We start from the raw sequence: 17,186 nt of genomic DNA, 5'->3' as shown, positions 1-17,186 counted from the left end.
CTCTTTACTTCAACGATCCGCCGTACGGGGCAGACATGCCCCGTACGGCTCAAACACGGGCACCGTCACCGGCGGGGCTGGGCGTCCAGAACCTGCTGGAGTGCCTCGAACTCCTCGACACACTTGCCCGATCCGAGGGCGACGGAGTCGAGCGGGTCCTCGGCGATATGGATGGGCATGCCCGTCTCGTGGCGCAGGCGCTCGTCCAGACCGCGGAGCAGCGCCCCGCCGCCGGTGAGGACGATGCCGCGGTCCATGACGTCGCCGGAGAGCTCGGGCGGGCACTTGTCGAGCGTCGTCTTGACGGCGTCGACAATGGCGTTGACCGGCTCCTCGATGGCCTTGCGGACCTCCGCGGCGGAGATCACCACGGTCTTGGGCAGCCCGGACACGAGGTCGCGGCCGCGGATCTCGGTGTGCTCGTCCTTCTCCAGGTCGAACGCGGAGCCGATCGTGATCTTGATCTGTTCGGCGGTGCGCTCACCGAGGAGGAGGGAGTACTCCTTCTTGATGTGCTGGATGATCGCGTTGTCCAGCTCGTCGCCGGCGACCCGGATCGACTGTGCCGTGACGATTCCGCCGAGCGAGATCACCGCGACCTCGGTGGTGCCGCCGCCGATGTCGACCACCATGTTGCCGGTGGCCTCGTGGACGGGCAGACCCGAGCCGATGGCGGCCGCCATGGGCTCTTCGATGATGTGCACCTGGCGGGCGCCCGCCTGGGTGGACGCCTCGATGACGGCGCGGCGCTCGACCCCTGTGATGCCCGAGGGAACACAGACGACGACGCGCGGCCGGGCCAGGTACCGGCGCTTGTGGATCTTCAGGATGAAGTAGCGGAGCATCCGCTCGGTGATTTCGAAGTCGGCGATCACGCCGTCCTTCAGCGGCCGTACGGCAACGATGTTGCCCGGTGTACGGCCGATCATCTTCTTCGCCTCGGCGCCTACGGCGAGGATCCCGCCGGTGTTGGTGTTGATGGCGACGACGGAGGGTTCGTTGAGGACGATTCCTCGACCCCTGACGTACACCAGCGTGTTGGCAGTCCCGAGGTCGATAGCCATGTCACGGCCGATGAACGACATTGAGTTCCCCTTGTTCCCCATGAGGATGCGTCGGGCCTTCCCAAGTGGAGCGATTGGCTTTTTGGTAGGCGAAGTGAGCACTAGTGGGTGTGAAGGCTTCCATCGTAATGCCGCCTGCACGGACACCGCGCGAGGGTCCTCCGCCATGTGGGCGGAAGTTGTCCCCGCCTCAGTCATGGTGACGTCATGTCGGTGCGATGCGTTCCCGAAATCGCCCGGCATATGCCGAAGGGCGACCGAATTAATTCGGTCGCCCGAGGCTGCGAGCGCTATTCGGCTGACATGGTGTCAGGATACGCCCGGGAAAAAAATCTTCAATTCTCGCTCAGCGGACTCCTCCGAGTCCGAAGCGTGGATGAGATTCTCCCGGACGATGGTGCCGAAATCACCACGAATGGAGCCGGGCGCGGCGGCAATCGGGTCCGTCGGACCCGCCAGGGCGCGCACGCCCTCGATGACCCGCTCGCCCTCGACGACCAGCGCGACGACCGGACCCGAGGCCATGAACTCGACCAGCGGCTCGTAGAAGGGCTTGCCCTTGTGCTCGCCGTAGTGCTGCTCCAGCGTGTCCTGGTCGAGCGTCCGCAGCTCCATCGCCGTGATGGTCCAGTTCGCCTTGCGCTCGATGCGGCCGACGACCTCGCCGACCAGGCGGCGGCGTACGGTGTCGGGCTTGAGCAGAACGAGCGTGCGCTGGCTCACTGTACGGACTCCTTCAGTACGGGCGGTGCGGGATAAGGGGGTAACGAGCCCTCAGGCTACAGGGCGTGTCGTGCGCCTATTACGCAGCGTCAGGCCCTGCGGATGCCTGCTCCGCCCAGCGGGCCTTCGTCGCGTCGACGATCCGCCCGTAGTGGACGGACGCCCACCACAGTCCGGCGAACGCCACCCCGAGAATGAACATCACCGGTACGAAGAAGCCGCTGGCGATCAGCGCGATCTGGAGCGCCCAGCCGATCTGGACAGCGCCCGGACGGCTCAGCATTCCGCACAGCAGCACCGAGAGGAGCATGCCGATACCGCATACCGTCCAGACGGTGGTCTCCGACAGATCGCCCTTCATGGCGACCAGACCGGCGAAGCCGATCACGAAGAACTCACCGATCAGGGTGGACGCGCAGAGCGTGCGCATAGGTCAGCGCCTTCCCAGGAGCAGCCGGGCCTCGCCGACCGTGATCACGGAACCGGTGACGAGGACACCCGCACCGGCGTACTCGCCCTCCTCCTCGGCGAGCGTGATCGCCGCCTCCAGAGCGTCGTCGAGCCGGGGCTCGACGACCACGCGTTCGTCGCCGAAGACCTCGACGGCGATCGCGGCCAGGTCGTCCGCGCTCATCGCCCGGGGCGTGGAGTTCTGGGTGACCACGACCTCCGCGAAGATCGGCTCGAACGCTTCGAGCAGCCCGCGGACGTCCTTGTCGCCGCTCGCCCCGACCACTCCGATCAGCCGCGAGAAGCTGAAGGCCTCGGTGACACCCGCGGCGGTCGCCAGCGCGCCCCCCGGGTTGTGCGCCGCGTCCAGGACGACCGTCGGAGAGCTGCGTACGACCTCAAGGCGGCCCGGCGAGGTGACCGAGGCGAAGGCCTTGCGGACCACGTCGATGTCGAGCCGCTGCGCCTGCTGCGCACCGACCCCGAAGAACGCCTCGACCGCGGCGAGGGCCACCGCCGCGTTGTGCGCCTGGTGGGCGCCGTACAGCGGGAGGAAGACGTCCTCGTAGTCACCGCCGAGGCCGCGCAGTGTCAGCAGCTGGCCGCCGACGGCGATCTCCCTGCTGCCGACGCCGAACTCCATGCCCTCGCGGGCGACCGTGGCGTCCATTCCGACGGCCTTCTTCAGCATCACCTGGGCGGCGTCGACCGGCTGCTGCGCCAGGATGACCGTCGCGCCCTGCTTGATGATCCCGGCCTTCTCGCCGGCGATCTCGGCGGGCGTGTCGCCGAGGCGGTCCGTGTGGTCCAGCGAGATCGGGGTGACGACGGCGACGGGTGCCTCGATGACGTTCGTCGCGTCCCAGCTGCCGCCCATCCCGACCTCGACGACGGCGACGTCCACCGGCGCGTCGGCGAAGGCCGCGTACGCCATTCCGGTGAGCACCTCGAAGAAGGAGAGCCGGTGCTCCTGCTGTCCGTCGACCATCCCGACGAACGGCTTGATCTCCTCGTACGTCTCGATGAACCGCTCGGCGTCGATCGGCTCACCGTTGAGGCTGATGCGCTCGGTGATCGACTGGACGTGCGGCGAGGTGTACCGCCCGGTACGCAGCTCCAGGGCGCCGAGCAGCGCCTCGACCATGCGCGCCGTCGACGTCTTGCCGTTGGTGCCGGTGATGTGGATCGAGGGGTACGCGCGGTGCGGATCACCCAGGACGTCGAGCAGCGCCTCCATCCGTACGAGGGAGGGGTCGAGCCTGGTCTCGGGCCAGCGGCCGATGAGCTCCTGCTCCACAGCGCGCAGCGCCCTGTCCACCTCCGGGTCGGCGGGCCTGGCCGGCACCCCGTCGCCCGGCGGAGGTCCGCCGTGGGTACGCAGGGTGCGGCTGCCGGCCTCGATCACCGCCTGGTCGGGGGACGACGGTGTCTCCCCCGCCGGTACCGCGTCGTCGGCTGGGGGAAGGTCGGTCGCTGCGTCGACGATTTCGTCGAAAGGGTCGGACTCGCTCACGGGACCAGTCTACGGAGGTCCCGGCGCGCCCGGACTCCGCCCGTCCCGTCCGGACCCGGACCCCCGGTTCGGAGCACTCCGGCGCGCGGAACACCCCCTTGCCAGGCCAGACTTACCAAATATGGACATAGGTATTGATCTCGGTACGGCGAACACGCTCCTCTACGTCCGCGGCAAGGGCATCGTGCTCAACGAACCCTCCGTGGTGGCGGTGCGCGACGGCGGCCGCGGGGCCCCGGCCATCGGTGACGAGGCCCGCGAGAGCCTCGGACGCACCCCGGACTCGGTCTCCGCGCTCCGCCCGATGCGGGAGGGGGTGATCGGTGACTACGAGGCCGCCAGGGAAATGATCAGGTACTTCGTACGCAAGGCCCTCAAAGGCAGGCGGACGCGCACCCGGATGGTGGTCTGCATGCCGACCGGGGTGACCCCGGTGGAGCTGCGGGCGATCGTGCAGGCCGCGCAGGAGGCGGGCGGCCGTACCGTCCATCTGCTCGACGAGTCGATGGCGGCGGCGATGGGCGCGGGGCTGCCGGTGGACGAGCCGCGCGGGTCCATGGTCGTCGACATCGGCGGCGGTACGACCGAGGTCGCCGTGATCTCCATGGGCGGCATCGTCACCTCGCGGTCGCTGCGGCTCGCGGGCGACCGGATGAGCGCGGCGATCGCCGAGCACATCGGCCAGGAGCGCAGCCTGCTGATCGGGGAGCGGACCGCCGAGGAGGTCAAGCTGGAGATCGGCTCGGCCTGGCCGGCCCCGGACGACGAGGCGCTGGAGAGCCGGACCTGCACCGTGCGGGGGCGCGAGAAGATCAACGGGGTGCCGACCGCGCTCATCCTCACCGCCCCCGAGATCCGCGCCGCGATGCACGAGCCGATCGAGGCGATCGTCGCCACGGTGCAGTCGACCCTGGCGGAGTGCCCGCCGGAGCTGGCGGCCGACGTGATGAAGCACGGGATCGTGCTGACGGGCGGCGGCTCGCTGCTGCCGGGCCTGGATCTGCGGATCGCGTCGGCCACCGGCATCGGCGTGACCGTGGCCGAGAGGCCGCTGGAGTGCGTGGCGCTGGGTACTGGCAAGTGCGTCGAGGACTTCGACTCGGTCAACACCAAGGTGCTGACGCCCGCCACATAGCGTCCCGGCACGAGGAAGACCCCCGGCCGGAACCGGGGGTCTTCCTCGTACGCGAACTCGCCCGCGTTACGCCTGCGGCAGCCCGTCCAGCTGGGCCTGGATCCGCTCCATGTCCGTCTCGGCCTTGGCGAGGCGCGTACGGATCTTGTCGACCACGTTGTCCGGTGCCTTCGCCAGGAACGCCTCGTTGCCGAGCTTCCCGAGCGCCTGTGCCTTCTCCTTCTCGGCGGCGCCGAGGTCCTTGGTCAGCCGCTTGCGCTCGGCCGCCACGTCGATCGTCCCCGACAGGTCCAGTGCGACCTTGGCGCCCGCGACCGGCAGCGAGGCGGTGGCGTGGAAGCCCTCCCCCGCCGGCTGCAGCCGCAGCACCTGGCGGATGGACGCCTCGTGGGGTGCCAGCGCCGTACCGCCCAGGTCGAGCTGGGCCGGGACCTTCTGGCCCGGCTGCAGCCCCTGGTCGGAGCGGAAGCGGCGGACCTCGGTGATGACCTGCTGGACCAGCGTGATCTCCTGCTCGGCCGCGCTGTCCCGGAAGCCGGAGTCCTTCGGCCAGTCGGCCACGACGACGGACTCCTTGCCGGTGAGCGTGGTCCACAGCGTCTCGGTGACGAACGGGACGATCGGGTGGAGCAGCCGCAGCATCACGTCGAGGACCTCACCGAGGACCCGCGCCGAGACCTCGGCGGGCTCGCCGCCCGCGAAGAACGTCGTCTTCGACAGCTCGACGTACCAGTCGAAGACCTCGTCCCACGCGAAGTGGTAGAGGGTGTCGGCGAGTTTGGCGAACTGGTAGTCGTCGTAGTACGCGTCCGCCTCGGCGACGACCGCGTTCAGCCGCGACAGGATCCACCGGTCGTTGGCCGACTGCTTCTCGACGGGCGGCAGTTCGCCCTCGACGGTGGCGCCGTTCATCAGCGCGAAGCGGGTCGCGTTCCAGATCTTGTTGGCGAAGTTGCGCGACGCCTTGACCCAGTCCTCGCCGATCGGCACGTCCGCACCGGGGTTGGCGCCGTTGGCGAGGGTGAAGCGGACGGCGTCGGAGCCGTACTCGTCCATCCAGTCCAGCGGGTCGACCACGTTGCCGAAGGACTTGGACATCTTCTTGCCGTTCTCGTCGCGGACGAGACCGTGCAGCGCGATGGTCTTGAACGGGGCCTTCCCGTCCATCGCGTAGAGACCGAACATCATCATCCGGGCGACCCAGAAGAAGATGATGTCGTGGCCGGTGACCAGGACGTCGGTCGAGTAGAACTTCTCCAGGTCCGGGGTCTGCTCCGGCCAGCCGAGCGTGGAGAACGGCCACAGGCCGGAGGAGAACCAGGTGTCGAGGACGTCCTCGTCCTGGTGCCAGCCCTCACCCGTGGGCGCCTCGTCGTCCGGTCCGACGCAGACGACCTCGCCCTCCGGGCCGTACCAGACGGGGATCCGGTGGCCCCACCACAACTGGCGTGAGATGCACCAGTCGTTGAGGTTGTCGACCCAGTCGAAGTAGCGCTTCTCCATCTCCTTCGGGTGGATCGTGACGCGGCCGTCGCGGACCGCGTCGCCCGCGTCCTTGGCGAGCGTCTCGACCTTGACCCACCACTGGAGGGAAAGCCGGGGCTCGACGGTCGTCTTGCAGCGCGAGCAGTGGCCGACGGAGTGCGTGTACGGGCGCTTCTCGGCGACGACACGGCCCTGCTCGCGCATGGCCTCGACGATCGTGGAGCGCGCCTCGAACCGGTCGAGACCGTGGAACGGGCCGGGGACCGTGATGACACCGCGCTCGTCCATGATCGTCATGGACTCCAGGCCGTGCCGCTGGCCGATGGCGAAGTCGTTCGGGTCATGGGCGGGCGTCACCTTGACGGCGCCGGTGCCGAATTCGGGGTCGACATGCGTGTCGGCGACGACCGGGATGGTCCGGTCGGTCAGCGGCAGCTTGATCCGCTTGCCGATGAGGTGCGCGTACCGGGCGTCGTCGGGGTGGACGGCGATCGCGGTGTCACCGAGCATCGTCTCGACCCGGGTGGTCGCGACGACCAGGGTCTCGTCGCCCTCGCCGTACTTGAGCGAGACCAGCTCGCCGTCGTCGTCCTGGTAGTCGACCTCGATGTCGGAGATCGCGGTGAGACAGCGCGGGCACCAGTTGATGATGCGCTCGGCGCGGTAGATCAGCTCGTCGTCGTAGAGCTTCTTGAAGATGGTCTGGACGGCCTGCGACAGCCCCTCGTCCATGGTGAACCGCTCACGGGACCAGTCGACCCCGTCCCCGAGGCGACGCATCTGCCCGAGGATCTTGCCGCCGTACTGCTCCTTCCACTGCCAGACGCGCGCGGTGAACTCCTCGCGCCCCAGGTCCTGGCGGGACTTGCCCTCCTCGGCGAGCTGCTGCTCGACCTTGTTCTGGGTGGCGATACCGGCGTGGTCCATACCGGGCAGCCACAGGGCTTCGTAGCCCTGCATACGCTTACGGCGGGTGAGGGCGTCCATCAGCGTGTGCTGGAAGGCGTGGCCCAGGTGCAGGGCGCCCGTGACGTTCGGCGGCGGGATGACGATGGTGAACGGGGGCTTCTCGCTCTTGGCGTCGGCCTCGAAGTAACCGCGCTCCACCCAGCGCTCGTACAGCTTCCCCTCTACCTCGGCCGGCGCGTACTGGGTCGGCAGTTCGGTGATGGGCGCTGGAGTCTGCGATGAGTTCTCGGTCACGGGTTCAGTTTAAGGGCGTCACGGTCCCGTACTGAAACGGGAATCTTTGGTGAGACTGTGGCCCCCGTCTCCCCGGCGCGCACAGGCGTCCGTCAGGATGTTCGCATCACGTAAGAATCCAGAGGGGGACCCAGTCCATGAGCTACAACCAGCCGGGACCGTACGGACAGCAGCCTCAGCAGCCGGGGCCGTACGGACAGCAGCCGCCTCAGCAGGCCGGACCGTACGGACAGCCGCAGCAGCCCCAGCAGCAGCCCGGCAACCCGTACGGCCAGCCCGGCGGCCAGCCGCAGCCCGGCTACGGCTACCCGCAGCAGCAGCCGCCGCAGGGCGTACCGCCGCAGGGGTACGGCTACCCGCAGCAGCAGCCGGGCCAGCCGAACCCGTACGGCCAGCAGCCCCAGCAGCCGCCGTACGGACAGCAGCCCGCGTACGGCCAGATGCCGCCGCCCCCGCAGGCCCCGAAGAAGAAGACGGGCCTGATCGTCGGCGCGGTGATCGTGGCGGTCGCGGTGATCGGCGGCGGGGTCTATCTGCTGACCTCTCAGGGCGGCGGCAACAGCGATGTCTCGGCCGGCACCAAGGGGTACAAGCTCGTGGCCCCCGCCTCGATCGGTGAGTACCAGAAGCAGCAGGGCGGGGACCAGTCGGCGTGGGCGGCCGGCGGCAAGGAGAAGGCCGAGGGCCTGGGCATCAAGAACCCCTCGAAGACGGGTGCCGCCTACAAGACCGGTTCGAACCTGACCGAGAAGGACCTCAACCTCTCCGGTCTCTGGGGCACGATCGACAATCCGGAGCAGGCCCTGGACGGGGCGTTCGCGCTCTCCGAGGCCAATATCACCAAGGCCGCTTCCGACGGCGTCAAGGTGGAGCTCCAGGACAGCCCCAAGTCCATGACGCCGCCCGGCTTCAGCGGCGCTCTCATGAAGTGTCAGAACGCCAAGGTCACGAGCACCGCCGACAGCAGCGCCGGCAGCAGCGATCCCACATCGCAGGTGCCGAAGACCTTCGTACTGCCCATCTGCGCCTGGGCTGACTACAGCACCCTCGGGATCGTGCAGAACACCGATGTGTCGCTGATCATGACCCACCAGACGCTCTCGCTGGACGCCGCCGCGGCCCTCACCGCCAAGGTGTACGACGCGTCCCGCGTCAAGCAGTAACCACCGGCGCGCACGCTCACACCGAAGGGGCGCCGACCGGTCCATGTGGACCCGGTCGGCGCCCCTTCGATGTATGTGATCGACGCGTTCGCACTCAACGCGGCTGCGGTCAGGCGGACTTCTCGTGACGCCCGTCGTTGCCGACGATCCGCGGCTCGCGCGGGACCAGCGTCGGGTTCACGTTGTCCCGGACGACATCCGCCGTGATGACGACCCGGGCGACGTCCTTGCGGGACGGCACCTCGTACATCACCGACTGGAGGACCTCCTCCATGATGGCGCGCAGACCGCGCGCCCCGGTGCCGCGCAGGATCGCCTGGTCGGCGATGGCCTCAAGCGCGGGACGGTCGAAGTCCAGCTCCACACCGTCGAGTTCGAACAGGCGCTGGTACTGCTTCACCAGTGCGTTGCGCGGCTCGACCAGGATCTGCAGCAGCGCCTCGCGGTCCAGGTTGTGCACCGAGGTCAGAACGGGGAGGCGGCCGATGAACTCGGGGATCATCCCGAACTTCACCAGATCCTCCGGCATGACCTCCTGGAACTGGTCGCTCGCCTCGATCTCCCGCTTGGAGCGGATGGTCGCGCCGAAGCCGATGCCCTTCGCGCCCGCCCGGGACTCGATGATCCGCTCAAGACCGGAGAACGCGCCGCCCACGATGAACAGCACGTTCGTGGTGTCGATCTGGATGAACTCCTGGTGCGGGTGCTTGCGGCCGCCCTGCGGCGGCACCGAAGCGGTGGTGCCCTCCAGGATCTTCAGCAGGGCCTGCTGGACGCCCTCGCCCGAGACATCACGCGTGATCGACGGGTTCTCGCTCTTGCGGGCGACCTTGTCGATCTCGTCGATGTAGATGATGCCGGTCTCGGCCTTCTTGACGTCGTAGTCGGCGGCCTGGATCAGCTTGAGCAGGATGTTCTCGACGTCCTCGCCGACATAGCCGGCCTCCGTCAGCGCGGTCGCGTCCGCGATGGCGAACGGGACGTTGAGCATCCGGGCCAGTGTCTGGGCGAGCAGCGTCTTGCCGGAGCCGGTGGGGCCCAGCAACAGGATGTTGGACTTGGCGAGTTCGATCGCGTCCTCGCGGCTGGCGCCGCCGCCGTTCTCGCCGGCCTGGACGCGCTTGTAGTGGTTGTAGACCGCTACCGAGAGGGCCTTCTTCGCGGGCTCCTGCCCGACGACGTACCCCTCGAGGAACTCGTAGATCTCGCGCGGTTTGGGCAGTTCCTCCCACCGCACTTCGGAGGTCTCCGCGAGCTCTTCCTCAATGATCTCGTTGCAGAGATCAATGCACTCGTCGCAGATGTACACCCCGGGGCCTGCGATGAGCTTCTTCACCTGCTTCTGGCTCTTCCCGCAGAACGAGCACTTGAGCAGGTCGCCGCCATCACCGATGCGTGCCACGAGGTGCTTCCCCTTCGCCTGGGAGGCGCCACGTTCAGCGTCTCCTGGTGCCTCATATTCGACGGTACCTTGCCGGACCCCTCGTTCGGGCCCCCCTTGGCACGGTTCACTTTGACGTGCACCGTGCCAGGGGACGGAAGGTAAATCAAATGGCCATCAGGTGGTCATCATTCCCACGGAGCCCTTGCGGGTCGAAACGATCTGGTCGACCAGGCCGTAGGCGAGGGCGTCCTCGGCCGTGAGGATCTTGTCGCGCTCGATGTCGTCGCGGATCTTCTCCACCGGCGTCGTCGAGTGCTTGGCCAGCAGATCTTCCAACTGGGTCCGCATACGCAGGATTTCGTTGGCCGCGATCTCCAGGTCGGAGAGCTGCTCACGGCCGGTCTGCGAGGAGGGCTGGTGGATCAGCACACGGGCGTTCGGGAGCGCCATGCGCTTTCCGGGGGTGCCGGCCGCCAGCAGGACCGCGGCGGCGGAGGCCGCCTGGCCCATGCAGACCGTCTGGATGTCCGGCTTCACGAACTGCATCGTGTCGTAGATCGCCGTCAGCGCGGTGAACGAGCCACCAGGGCTGTTGATGTAGATGGAGATGTCCCGGTCCGGGTCCATCGACTCCAGGCAGAGGAGCTGCGCCATGACGTCGTTGGCGGAGGCGTCGTCGATCTGCACACCGAGGAAGATCACGCGCTCCTCGAAGAGCTTCGCGTACGGGTCGTACTCGCGCACGCCCTGCGAGGTGCGCTCGACGAAGCGCGGAACGATGTAGCGGTTGTCGACCTGCGGGCCGGTGTAGAGGCCGCTGGCGGAGGCGGAGTAGTCGTTCATGCTGGTGTTCACCATCCTGGTGGCGTTCAAGTGGTCGGTCGGGTTCGGAGGCAGGGATGCGGAGCGTCAGGCCCCGGTGCCGCCGCCGCCCGGAACGCCCGAGGCGGAGGAGATGATCTCGTCGATGAGGCCGTACTCCTTGGCCTCGTCCGCCGTGTACCAGCGGTCACGGTCACCGTCGCGGATGATCGCGTCGACGGTCTGGCCGGAGTGCCGGGCGGTGATCTCCGCCATGCGCTTCTTGGTACGGAGCAGCTGCTGGGCCTGGATCTTGATGTCCGATGCGGTGCCGCCGAGACCGGCCGAGCCCTGGTGCATCAGGATGTCGGTGTTGGGGAGCGCGAAGCGCTTGCCCGCGGTGCCGCCGGTCAGCAGGAACTGGCCCATCGAGGCCGCGAGGCCCATACCGATGGTGACCACGTCGTTCGGGATGTACTGCATGGTGTCGTAGACCGCCATGCCTGCCGTCACCGAGCCGCCGGGGCTGTTGATGTAAAGGAAGATGTCCTTTTCCGGGTCGGCGGCAAGGAGGAGCAGCTGCGCGGTGATCTTGTTGGCGATCTCGTCGTCGACCTGCTGGCCGAGGAAGATGATCCGCTCACCGAGCAGTCGGTTGTAGACCTGGTCGCCGAGGCCGCCACCGATGTTGGGCTCGCCGGCGGCGTAAGGCATCAGATTCGTCACGTATCCACCTGCTCGTCTCTGACGGCTCCGGCCGTCTCAGCGTCTTCGTACAGCAGGAGTCCGGGGGTGGTTGCCTACTCCCGAGCTCTCCTCTTCATGGACCCTAACGCGCAGGTAGGACAACGCCATCCCGCTTCCCGAACTGTTCGCTGGGAGCGCAAGGTAGGCCCGGCGCGTGCGTACGACGAAGGGTCCGGACGTGCGGCACGCCCGGACCCTTCGCTTCGATCGAGATCAGCACCGGCCGGGTCGGAGAACGGCCCGGCCGAGACCGGTGGAGGCTCAGGCCTCCGGCTTGGCCTCGGCCTCGCCGGACGCCTCGGTGACCGCGGCGTCGTCGCCGGCCTCGGCAGCCTCGTCCTCGTCGTCGCTCAGGTCGACGACCTCACCGTTGGTGTCCTTGACCTTGACGGCCTCGACGACGACCGCGAGGGCCTTTCCGCGGGCCACCTCGCCGACGAGCATCGGAACCTGGCCACCCTCGACGACCGCCTGGGCGAACTGGTCGGGGCTCATGCCGGAGGACTGCGCACGCCGCATGAGGTGCTCGGTGAGCTCCTCCTGGTTGACGTTCAGCTTCTCCTTGTTGACCAGCTCGTCGAGAATGAACTGGGTCTTGATGCCCTTCTCGGCCTGCTCCTTGGTCTCGGCCGTGAACTCTTCCTCGGTCTTGCCCTGGATCTCCAGGTACTTGGCGAGGTCGAGGCCCATCTGGCCGAGCTGGTGGTGCTCCAGGTTGTGCTTGCGGGTGTTGATCTCGTCCTCGAGGAGCTTCTCGGGGATCGGGACCTCCGCGAGCCTCAGCAGCTCGTCGAGGACGCGCTCCTGGGCCTGGGTGGCCTGCTCGTACTGCTTGGTGCTTTCGAGGCGCTTGCGGCTGTCGGCCTTGAGCTCGTCCAGCGTGTCGAACTCGCTCGCCAGCTGCGCGAAGTCGTCGTCCAGGCCGGGAAGTTCACGAGCGGCGACCGCGGTGACCTTGACGGTGACCTCGGCGGCCTTGCCCTCGGCGGAGCCGCCCTTGAGCTCGGAGGTGAAGGTGGCCTCGCCACCGGCCTCCAGGCCGGTCACGGCCTCGTCGATCCCGTCGAGCAGCTCACCGGAGCCGATGGTGTACGAGACACCCTCGGCCACGCCGTCCTCCAGGACCTCGCCGTCGACCTTGGCCTCCAGGTCGATGGTGACGACGTCACCGTCGGCGGCGGCGCGCTCGACGGGGTTGGTGGACGCGAAGCGGCCACGCAGCTCCTCGACGGCCTTGTCGACGTCCTCGTCGCTGACGTCGACCGCGTCGACCTCGACCTCGATGCCGGAGTAGTCCGGGATCTCGATCTCGGGCCGGACGTCGACCTCGGCGGTGAAGGAGAGCAGCTCGCCGTCCTTGAGCTCCGTGATGTCGACCTCGGGCTGGCCGAGGACATTCAGCTCACCCTCGTTGACGGCCTCGGTGTAGAACTTCGGGAGGGCGTCGTTGACGGCCTCCTCCAGCACGGCACCGCGGCCGAAGCGCTGGTCGATCACGCGGTTCGGGATCTTGCCCTTACGGAAGCCCTTCACCGTGACCTGCTCGTTGATCTTCTTGTACGCCGCGTCGAGGCTGTCCTTGAGCTCCTCGAAGGGCACCTCAATGCTGAGCCGAACCCGAGTCGGGTTCAGGGTCTCCACGGCGCTCTTCACGGTTCGGTCTCCTTGGGGGCTGACTTCAGAATCTCTGCCCGGTTTAGAGACACGCGGGCACACAGCTTGCATAGTAACGGCAAGCAGGAGGAGACCCACAATGCGATCTTGCTGCTGGTCGGGGTGGCCGGATTCGAACCGACGACCTTCCGCTCCCAAAGCGGACGCGCTACCAAGCTGCGCCACACCCCGTCGGTGCGAGACGTAGGGTACATGGCCGCTCGCCGCGCCGTGGCGGTGTTTCGGAGTTACCCGATTCCACGCGGCGCGGGACGGGTGTGCGCGGACGGGTGCCGACCCGCTACGATGTTTCTCGTGCCGCGGTCGCTCCGACCGGCGGCACCTGCGGGCGTAGCTCAATGGTAGAGCCCTAGTCTTCCAAACTAGCTACGCGGGTTCGATTCCCGTCGCCCGCTCCACATGACGAAGGCCCAGGCAAGAGGAGCTCCTCCTCCACCTGGGCCTTCGACGTTCCCCGGGCCGGATCACGCACGGAGCGCGAGCGCGCCGACGGCCGGGGACGGGCAAGCTACGCGGTTGTGGAGCAGCCTGCCCGCCGGTCGCCACATGCTCCGCTGGATCAGGGAGCCGGGACGTGGAGCTCCGGGCGCTAGAACTTGATCTGGTTGATCGTGTCGGCTATCGAGTTGAGGAACCTGTTGATCGACGGAGCCATGCCCGTCGACGCCAGGAAGAAGCCGAAGAGCATGGCGACGATCGCGGGACCGGCCTTGATGGATCCACCGCGGATCAACACCACAAGGACGATCGCCAACAGCAGCACCACAGACAGTGAAATGGCCACAACTGATCACAACCCTTGGTCGGTCCGCCTTGCCGGCCGGGAACGATGCCGCTCCAGCACTTCTTCCGCTGGTCCATGGTGCCACCAACAGGCCTGTGGTTGTTGCCCGGTGACGAAACGGCGCCGATCGGATCGCGCCATCCCGCGCTCCCCGCGCGTCCGGCCCCGGGGCCCGGCGCGCGGGCGCCACCGGGGCGCGCGACGGCAATTTCAGGACGGTGTGGTCCGCCACTCGCGGGGATAAATCCGAATCGATCGTTTCACTGTCCACACATTATGTTCACAGGTGATTGCGATAAGCCCGGGCGGCCGTCGAACGGGGCCCGAAGCAGGCCCTGGAGGGCGTCGTTATGCGCCATTTAAGTGGGATGAGTTACCCCATATGCACACATAAGATCAGGGTAGTAAAGGTAAGCCGCGTGGGTACACGTACTGCGAATATCACAGACACCCGAGAGGGTTTTACGGAATCCCTCACGCGACGCTAGGGTTCCTCGAATGGTTCACGCTCCACACGAATATCAGCGGGCCCCACTCCCCCTGGCGCGGGAGACGGAACCCGAAACCCCCACGGACTCACAGGCGCCGCCCAGACCGGCCACAGCGCACGTACAGGCGCCCGCTCCCGGCGCCAAGAAGGAGCGCAACGCGCTCTTCGACAACGCGAAGTTCCTGGCCATCGTGCTCGTGGCCATGGCACACGCGTGGGAGCCGATCATGGACGGCAGCCGCACCACGCGGGCGCTGTACATGTTCGTCTACACGTTCCATATGCCTGCATTCATCATTATCTCGGGGTATTTCTCCCGCAGTTTCGACATGCGGCCCGACCGGCTGCGCCGGCTGGTGACGGGTGTCGTCGTTCCTTATGTGATCTTCGAGACCACTTACTCGCTCTACGAGAAGTGGGGCAACAACGACCCCAGTCACGAGATCAGCCTGCTCGACCCGTACTTCCTGACGTGGTTCCTGGTCGCCCTCTTCATCTGGCGGCTCACCACGCCAATCTGGCTCAATCTGCGCTATCCGCTGACCATCTCGCTCGTCATCGCGGTCCTCGCGTCGGTCACCCCCAACATCGGCGACGACCTCGATCTGCAGCGGGTCCTCCAGTTCCTGCCGTTCTTCGTGCTGGGCCTGAAGCTCAAGCCCGAGCACTTCCAGTTGGTGCAGCGCCGGGGTGCGCGGCCGGTGGCCGTCGCGGTCATGCTGGTCACGCTGGTGTTCTCCTACTGGGCCGCGCCCCGGATGACGCTCAACTGGTTCTACCGCGGCACCAGCGCCCAGCAGCTCGGCGTCGACTGGTGGGAGGGCGTCGTGATGACGCTCGGCCTCACCGTCTGCGGGCTGGTGCTGACCGCCTGCTTCCTGGCCCTCGTGCCGCGCCGCAAGACCTGGTTCACCGCGCTCGGCGCCGGCACGCTCTGCGGCTACCTGCTGCACGGCCTGCTCATCAAGACCATCGAGTACGCGGGCCTGATCGACGACTACAGCTGGCTGAAGAGCCCGCTGGGCGAGGTCTTCGCGACGCTCTTCATGGCGGCTGCCGTGACGTTGTTCTGCACCCCGCCGGTGCGGCGCGTGATGCGCTTCGCGACGGAACCCGAGATGAAGTGGGCGTTCCGGTCCGACCCGGTGGAGAGCGCACGGAAGCGGGAGCAGGAGCGGCAACAGGAGCGGGAGCGCGAGAAGGTGCCGGCTTGATCCGGAGGAAGACCCCGGCCCGGGGTCCTGTCTCCTGAGCTGAACCAGCGGCACCGCCCGCAGTGAGCACCGCCCGCAGGTGAGCCCCGCCCGACGGAGAACCGTTGGACGGGGCTCAACTGCGTGACCGGGCTCAGCTCCACGGAGCAGTGGGGAGTTACGACGCCGGAGCGGGTTACAGCACCGGCCCCGCGTCGCTGTCCCGGCAGATCAGCAGCAGCGCCCTGTCGTCGTTGACGTCCTTGGCCACCGCCTCGATGAGATGCCACGCCGCGCCCTCGAAGGTGCTGGCGACATAGCGGTCGGCCTCCCCGCTCAGCCGGTCGATGCCCTCGCTGATGTCGCGGCCGGGCGCCTCGACCAGGCCGTCCGTGAAGAGCATCAGGACGTCGCCGGGGCCCAGCGACCCCTTGGCCGGGTCGAACTCGGCGCCGTCGTAGACGCCGAGGAGCGGGCCCTCGCCCGACTTCTCCTCCCACAGGCCGCTGCCCGCGTGCAGTTGGAGCGCCGGGAGGTGGCCGGCCGAGAGGAGTTCGTAGTCTCCCGTGTCCAGGTCGAGGACCAGATGGATCGAGGTGGCGAACCCCTCGTCCCAGTCCTGACGCAGCAGATAGCCGTTGGCGGCCGGCAGGAAGTCATGGGGCGGGAGCGAACCGAGCAGGCCGCCGAAGGCGCCCGAGAGCAGCAGGGCCCGGGAGCCCGCGTCCATCCCCTTGCCGGAGACGTCCGTGAGGACGACTTCCAGGGTGCGGCCGCCGCTGGTGCGCGCGGCGACCACGAAGTCGCCCGAGAAGGACTGCCCGCCGGCGGGCCGCAGCGCCATCTCGCGGTGCCAGCCCTGTGGCAGCCGCGGCAGTTTGCTCTGGACGCGGATCCGTTCGCGCAGGTCGAAGAGCATGGTTCCGCCGCGCCGCCACGGCACCCCGACCCGGCTGCGGAACTGCGCGATGAGCAGGCCGAAGAGCCCGCAGGCGGCCACCGTGAGGACCGTGCCGGGGGTGACCGGCGCGGCGCCGTGGTTGTACGGACCGAGCTTGACCGACTCGACGATGAGCGCGGCGGCCGCTGCGGCGTAGAGGCCCAGCAGGCTCGCCGGGCGCAGCAGCAGTCCGCCGGCCACGATGGGCAGGACCAGCGTCGAGGGTGAGCACCAGACCGGGGTGAGGATGGTCGCCCAGGCCAGCGCGGGGACGGTCAGCAGGAGGGTGGCGAGGGCGAGCCCTTCGGAGCCGTCGCCGCGGAAGTAGTCGACACCGGACCGGCGCAGCACGGTCCTGGCCCGGTGCACCGACTTCCGCATCCGGGCCGTGAACGCTTCTTCTCCGACGCGACCGGTCATTGCCCGGACCTTATCCA

General features: G+C 67.9%; 14 protein-coding genes and 2 tRNA genes. 4 read left to right on the top strand and 12 right to left on the bottom strand.

Annotated features, from left to right (window positions below; genetic code table 11):
• Positions 1 to 65: 65 nt before the first annotated feature.
• From OG210_RS21560 to OG210_RS21545, 4 genes are all read right to left on the bottom strand, one after another.
• Positions 66 to 1,085, bottom strand: a complete 1,020-nt coding sequence (locus OG210_RS21560; RefSeq protein WP_164261203.1) for a rod shape-determining protein — start codon at positions 1,083 to 1,085, stop codon at positions 66 to 68.
• Positions 1,086 to 1,373: 288 nt separating this feature from the next.
• Entirely contained in the window at positions 1,374 to 1,787 is a 414-nt protein-coding gene (gene ndk, locus OG210_RS21555; protein ID WP_328326533.1) for a nucleoside-diphosphate kinase, read from the bottom strand.
• 79 nt (positions 1,788 to 1,866) lie between these two features.
• Complete coding sequence (locus tag OG210_RS21550; RefSeq protein ID WP_328326535.1) at positions 1,867 to 2,217, bottom strand: DUF4233 domain-containing protein; 351 nt, start codon at positions 2,215 to 2,217, stop codon at positions 1,867 to 1,869.
• 3 nt (positions 2,218 to 2,220) lie between these two features.
• Positions 2,221 to 3,723 (bottom strand): folylpolyglutamate synthase/dihydrofolate synthase family protein, encoded by a 1,503-nt coding sequence (locus OG210_RS21545; RefSeq protein WP_371540421.1) that lies wholly within the window; start codon positions 3,721 to 3,723, stop codon positions 2,221 to 2,223.
• A 148-nt stretch (positions 3,724 to 3,871) separates the two neighbouring features.
• On the opposite strand from OG210_RS21545, the gene OG210_RS21540 reads away from it, so the two are divergent.
• A complete protein-coding gene (locus tag OG210_RS21540; protein WP_328326539.1) occupies positions 3,872 to 4,885 on the top strand; it encodes a rod shape-determining protein in 1,014 nt (337 codons plus the stop codon).
• 66 nt (positions 4,886 to 4,951) lie between these two features.
• On the opposite strand, the gene OG210_RS21535 is transcribed toward OG210_RS21540, so the two are convergent.
• Entirely contained in the window at positions 4,952 to 7,573 is a 2,622-nt protein-coding gene (locus tag OG210_RS21535; RefSeq protein WP_328326541.1) for a valine--tRNA ligase, read from the bottom strand.
• Between the two features lie 137 nt (positions 7,574 to 7,710).
• Between OG210_RS21535 and OG210_RS21530 the strand changes: the two genes are divergently transcribed.
• Complete coding sequence (locus OG210_RS21530; RefSeq protein ID WP_328326543.1) at positions 7,711 to 8,736, top strand: hypothetical protein; 1,026 nt, start codon at positions 7,711 to 7,713, stop codon at positions 8,734 to 8,736.
• 109 nt (positions 8,737 to 8,845) lie between these two features.
• On the opposite strand, the gene clpX is transcribed toward OG210_RS21530, so the two are convergent.
• From clpX to OG210_RS21505, 5 genes are all read right to left on the bottom strand, one after another.
• Positions 8,846 to 10,138: an ATP-dependent Clp protease ATP-binding subunit ClpX gene (clpX, locus tag OG210_RS21525; RefSeq protein WP_266857025.1), complete on the bottom strand. Its 1,293-nt coding sequence runs from the start codon at positions 10,136 to 10,138 to the stop codon at positions 8,846 to 8,848.
• Positions 10,139 to 10,294: 156 nt separating this feature from the next.
• The gene (locus OG210_RS21520) at positions 10,295 to 10,978 is read right to left on the bottom strand and encodes an ATP-dependent Clp protease proteolytic subunit (RefSeq protein ID WP_164261167.1); all 684 of its coding nucleotides are present in this window, start codon (positions 10,976 to 10,978) and stop codon (positions 10,295 to 10,297) included.
• 51 nt (positions 10,979 to 11,029) lie between these two features.
• The gene (locus tag OG210_RS21515) at positions 11,030 to 11,647 is read right to left on the bottom strand and encodes an ATP-dependent Clp protease proteolytic subunit (RefSeq protein WP_323183829.1); all 618 of its coding nucleotides are present in this window, start codon (positions 11,645 to 11,647) and stop codon (positions 11,030 to 11,032) included.
• 282 nt (positions 11,648 to 11,929) lie between these two features.
• Entirely contained in the window at positions 11,930 to 13,321 is a 1,392-nt protein-coding gene (tig, locus tag OG210_RS21510; protein ID WP_328326547.1) for a trigger factor, read from the bottom strand.
• A 115-nt stretch (positions 13,322 to 13,436) separates the two neighbouring features.
• Positions 13,437 to 13,513 (bottom strand) — tRNA-Pro (locus OG210_RS21505).
• Positions 13,514 to 13,666: 153 nt separating this feature from the next.
• On the opposite strand from OG210_RS21505, the gene OG210_RS21500 reads away from it, so the two are divergent.
• Positions 13,667 to 13,740 (top strand) — tRNA-Gly (locus OG210_RS21500).
• A 191-nt stretch (positions 13,741 to 13,931) separates the two neighbouring features.
• Here the strand turns inward: OG210_RS21500 and OG210_RS21495 are convergent.
• Positions 13,932 to 14,126 (bottom strand): hypothetical protein, encoded by a 195-nt coding sequence (locus OG210_RS21495; RefSeq protein ID WP_164261160.1) that lies wholly within the window; start codon positions 14,124 to 14,126, stop codon positions 13,932 to 13,934.
• Between the two features lie 498 nt (positions 14,127 to 14,624).
• Here OG210_RS21495 and OG210_RS21490 point away from each other — a divergent pair, with 498 nt between their 5' ends.
• Positions 14,625 to 15,830, top strand: coding sequence for an acyltransferase family protein (locus OG210_RS21490; RefSeq protein ID WP_328326550.1), 1,206 nt, complete (start codon positions 14,625 to 14,627; stop codon positions 15,828 to 15,830).
• Between the two features lie 175 nt (positions 15,831 to 16,005).
• Here OG210_RS21490 and OG210_RS21485 read toward each other — a convergent pair whose 3' ends face one another.
• The gene (locus OG210_RS21485; RefSeq protein WP_328326552.1) at positions 16,006 to 17,169 is read right to left on the bottom strand and encodes a PP2C family protein-serine/threonine phosphatase; all 1,164 of its coding nucleotides are present in this window, start codon (positions 17,167 to 17,169) and stop codon (positions 16,006 to 16,008) included.
• Between the last annotated feature and the right edge of the window lie 17 nt (positions 17,170 to 17,186).

Origin of the sequence: Streptomyces sp. NBC_00466, from assembly GCF_041433995.1 — a bacterium.
Lineage (GTDB): Bacteria > Actinomycetota > Actinomycetes > Streptomycetales > Streptomycetaceae > Streptomyces.
This window is presented reverse-complemented; position numbering and strand designations above follow the sequence as displayed.

Bases quoted from the DNA above. Each gene is read 5' to 3' on its own strand.
- OG210_RS21560 (WP_164261203.1), bottom strand. From the start codon at position 1,085: ATGTCGTTCATCGGCCGTGACATGGCTATCGACCTCGGGACTGCCAAC.
- OG210_RS21550 (WP_328326535.1), bottom strand. From the start codon at position 2,217: ATGCGCACGCTCTGCGCGTCCACCCTGATCGGTGAGTTCTTCGTGATC.
- OG210_RS21540 (WP_328326539.1), top strand. From the start codon at position 3,872: ATGGACATAGGTATTGATCTCGGTACGGCGAACACGCTCCTCTACGTC.
- OG210_RS21530 (WP_328326543.1), top strand. From the start codon at position 7,711: ATGAGCTACAACCAGCCGGGACCGTACGGACAGCAGCCTCAGCAGCCG.
- OG210_RS21520 (WP_164261167.1), bottom strand. From the start codon at position 10,978: ATGGTGAACACCAGCATGAACGACTACTCCGCCTCCGCCAGCGGCCTC.
- OG210_RS21490 (WP_328326550.1), top strand. From the start codon at position 14,625: ATGGTTCACGCTCCACACGAATATCAGCGGGCCCCACTCCCCCTGGCG.
- OG210_RS21485 (WP_328326552.1), bottom strand. From the start codon at position 17,169: ATGACCGGTCGCGTCGGAGAAGAAGCGTTCACGGCCCGGATGCGGAAG.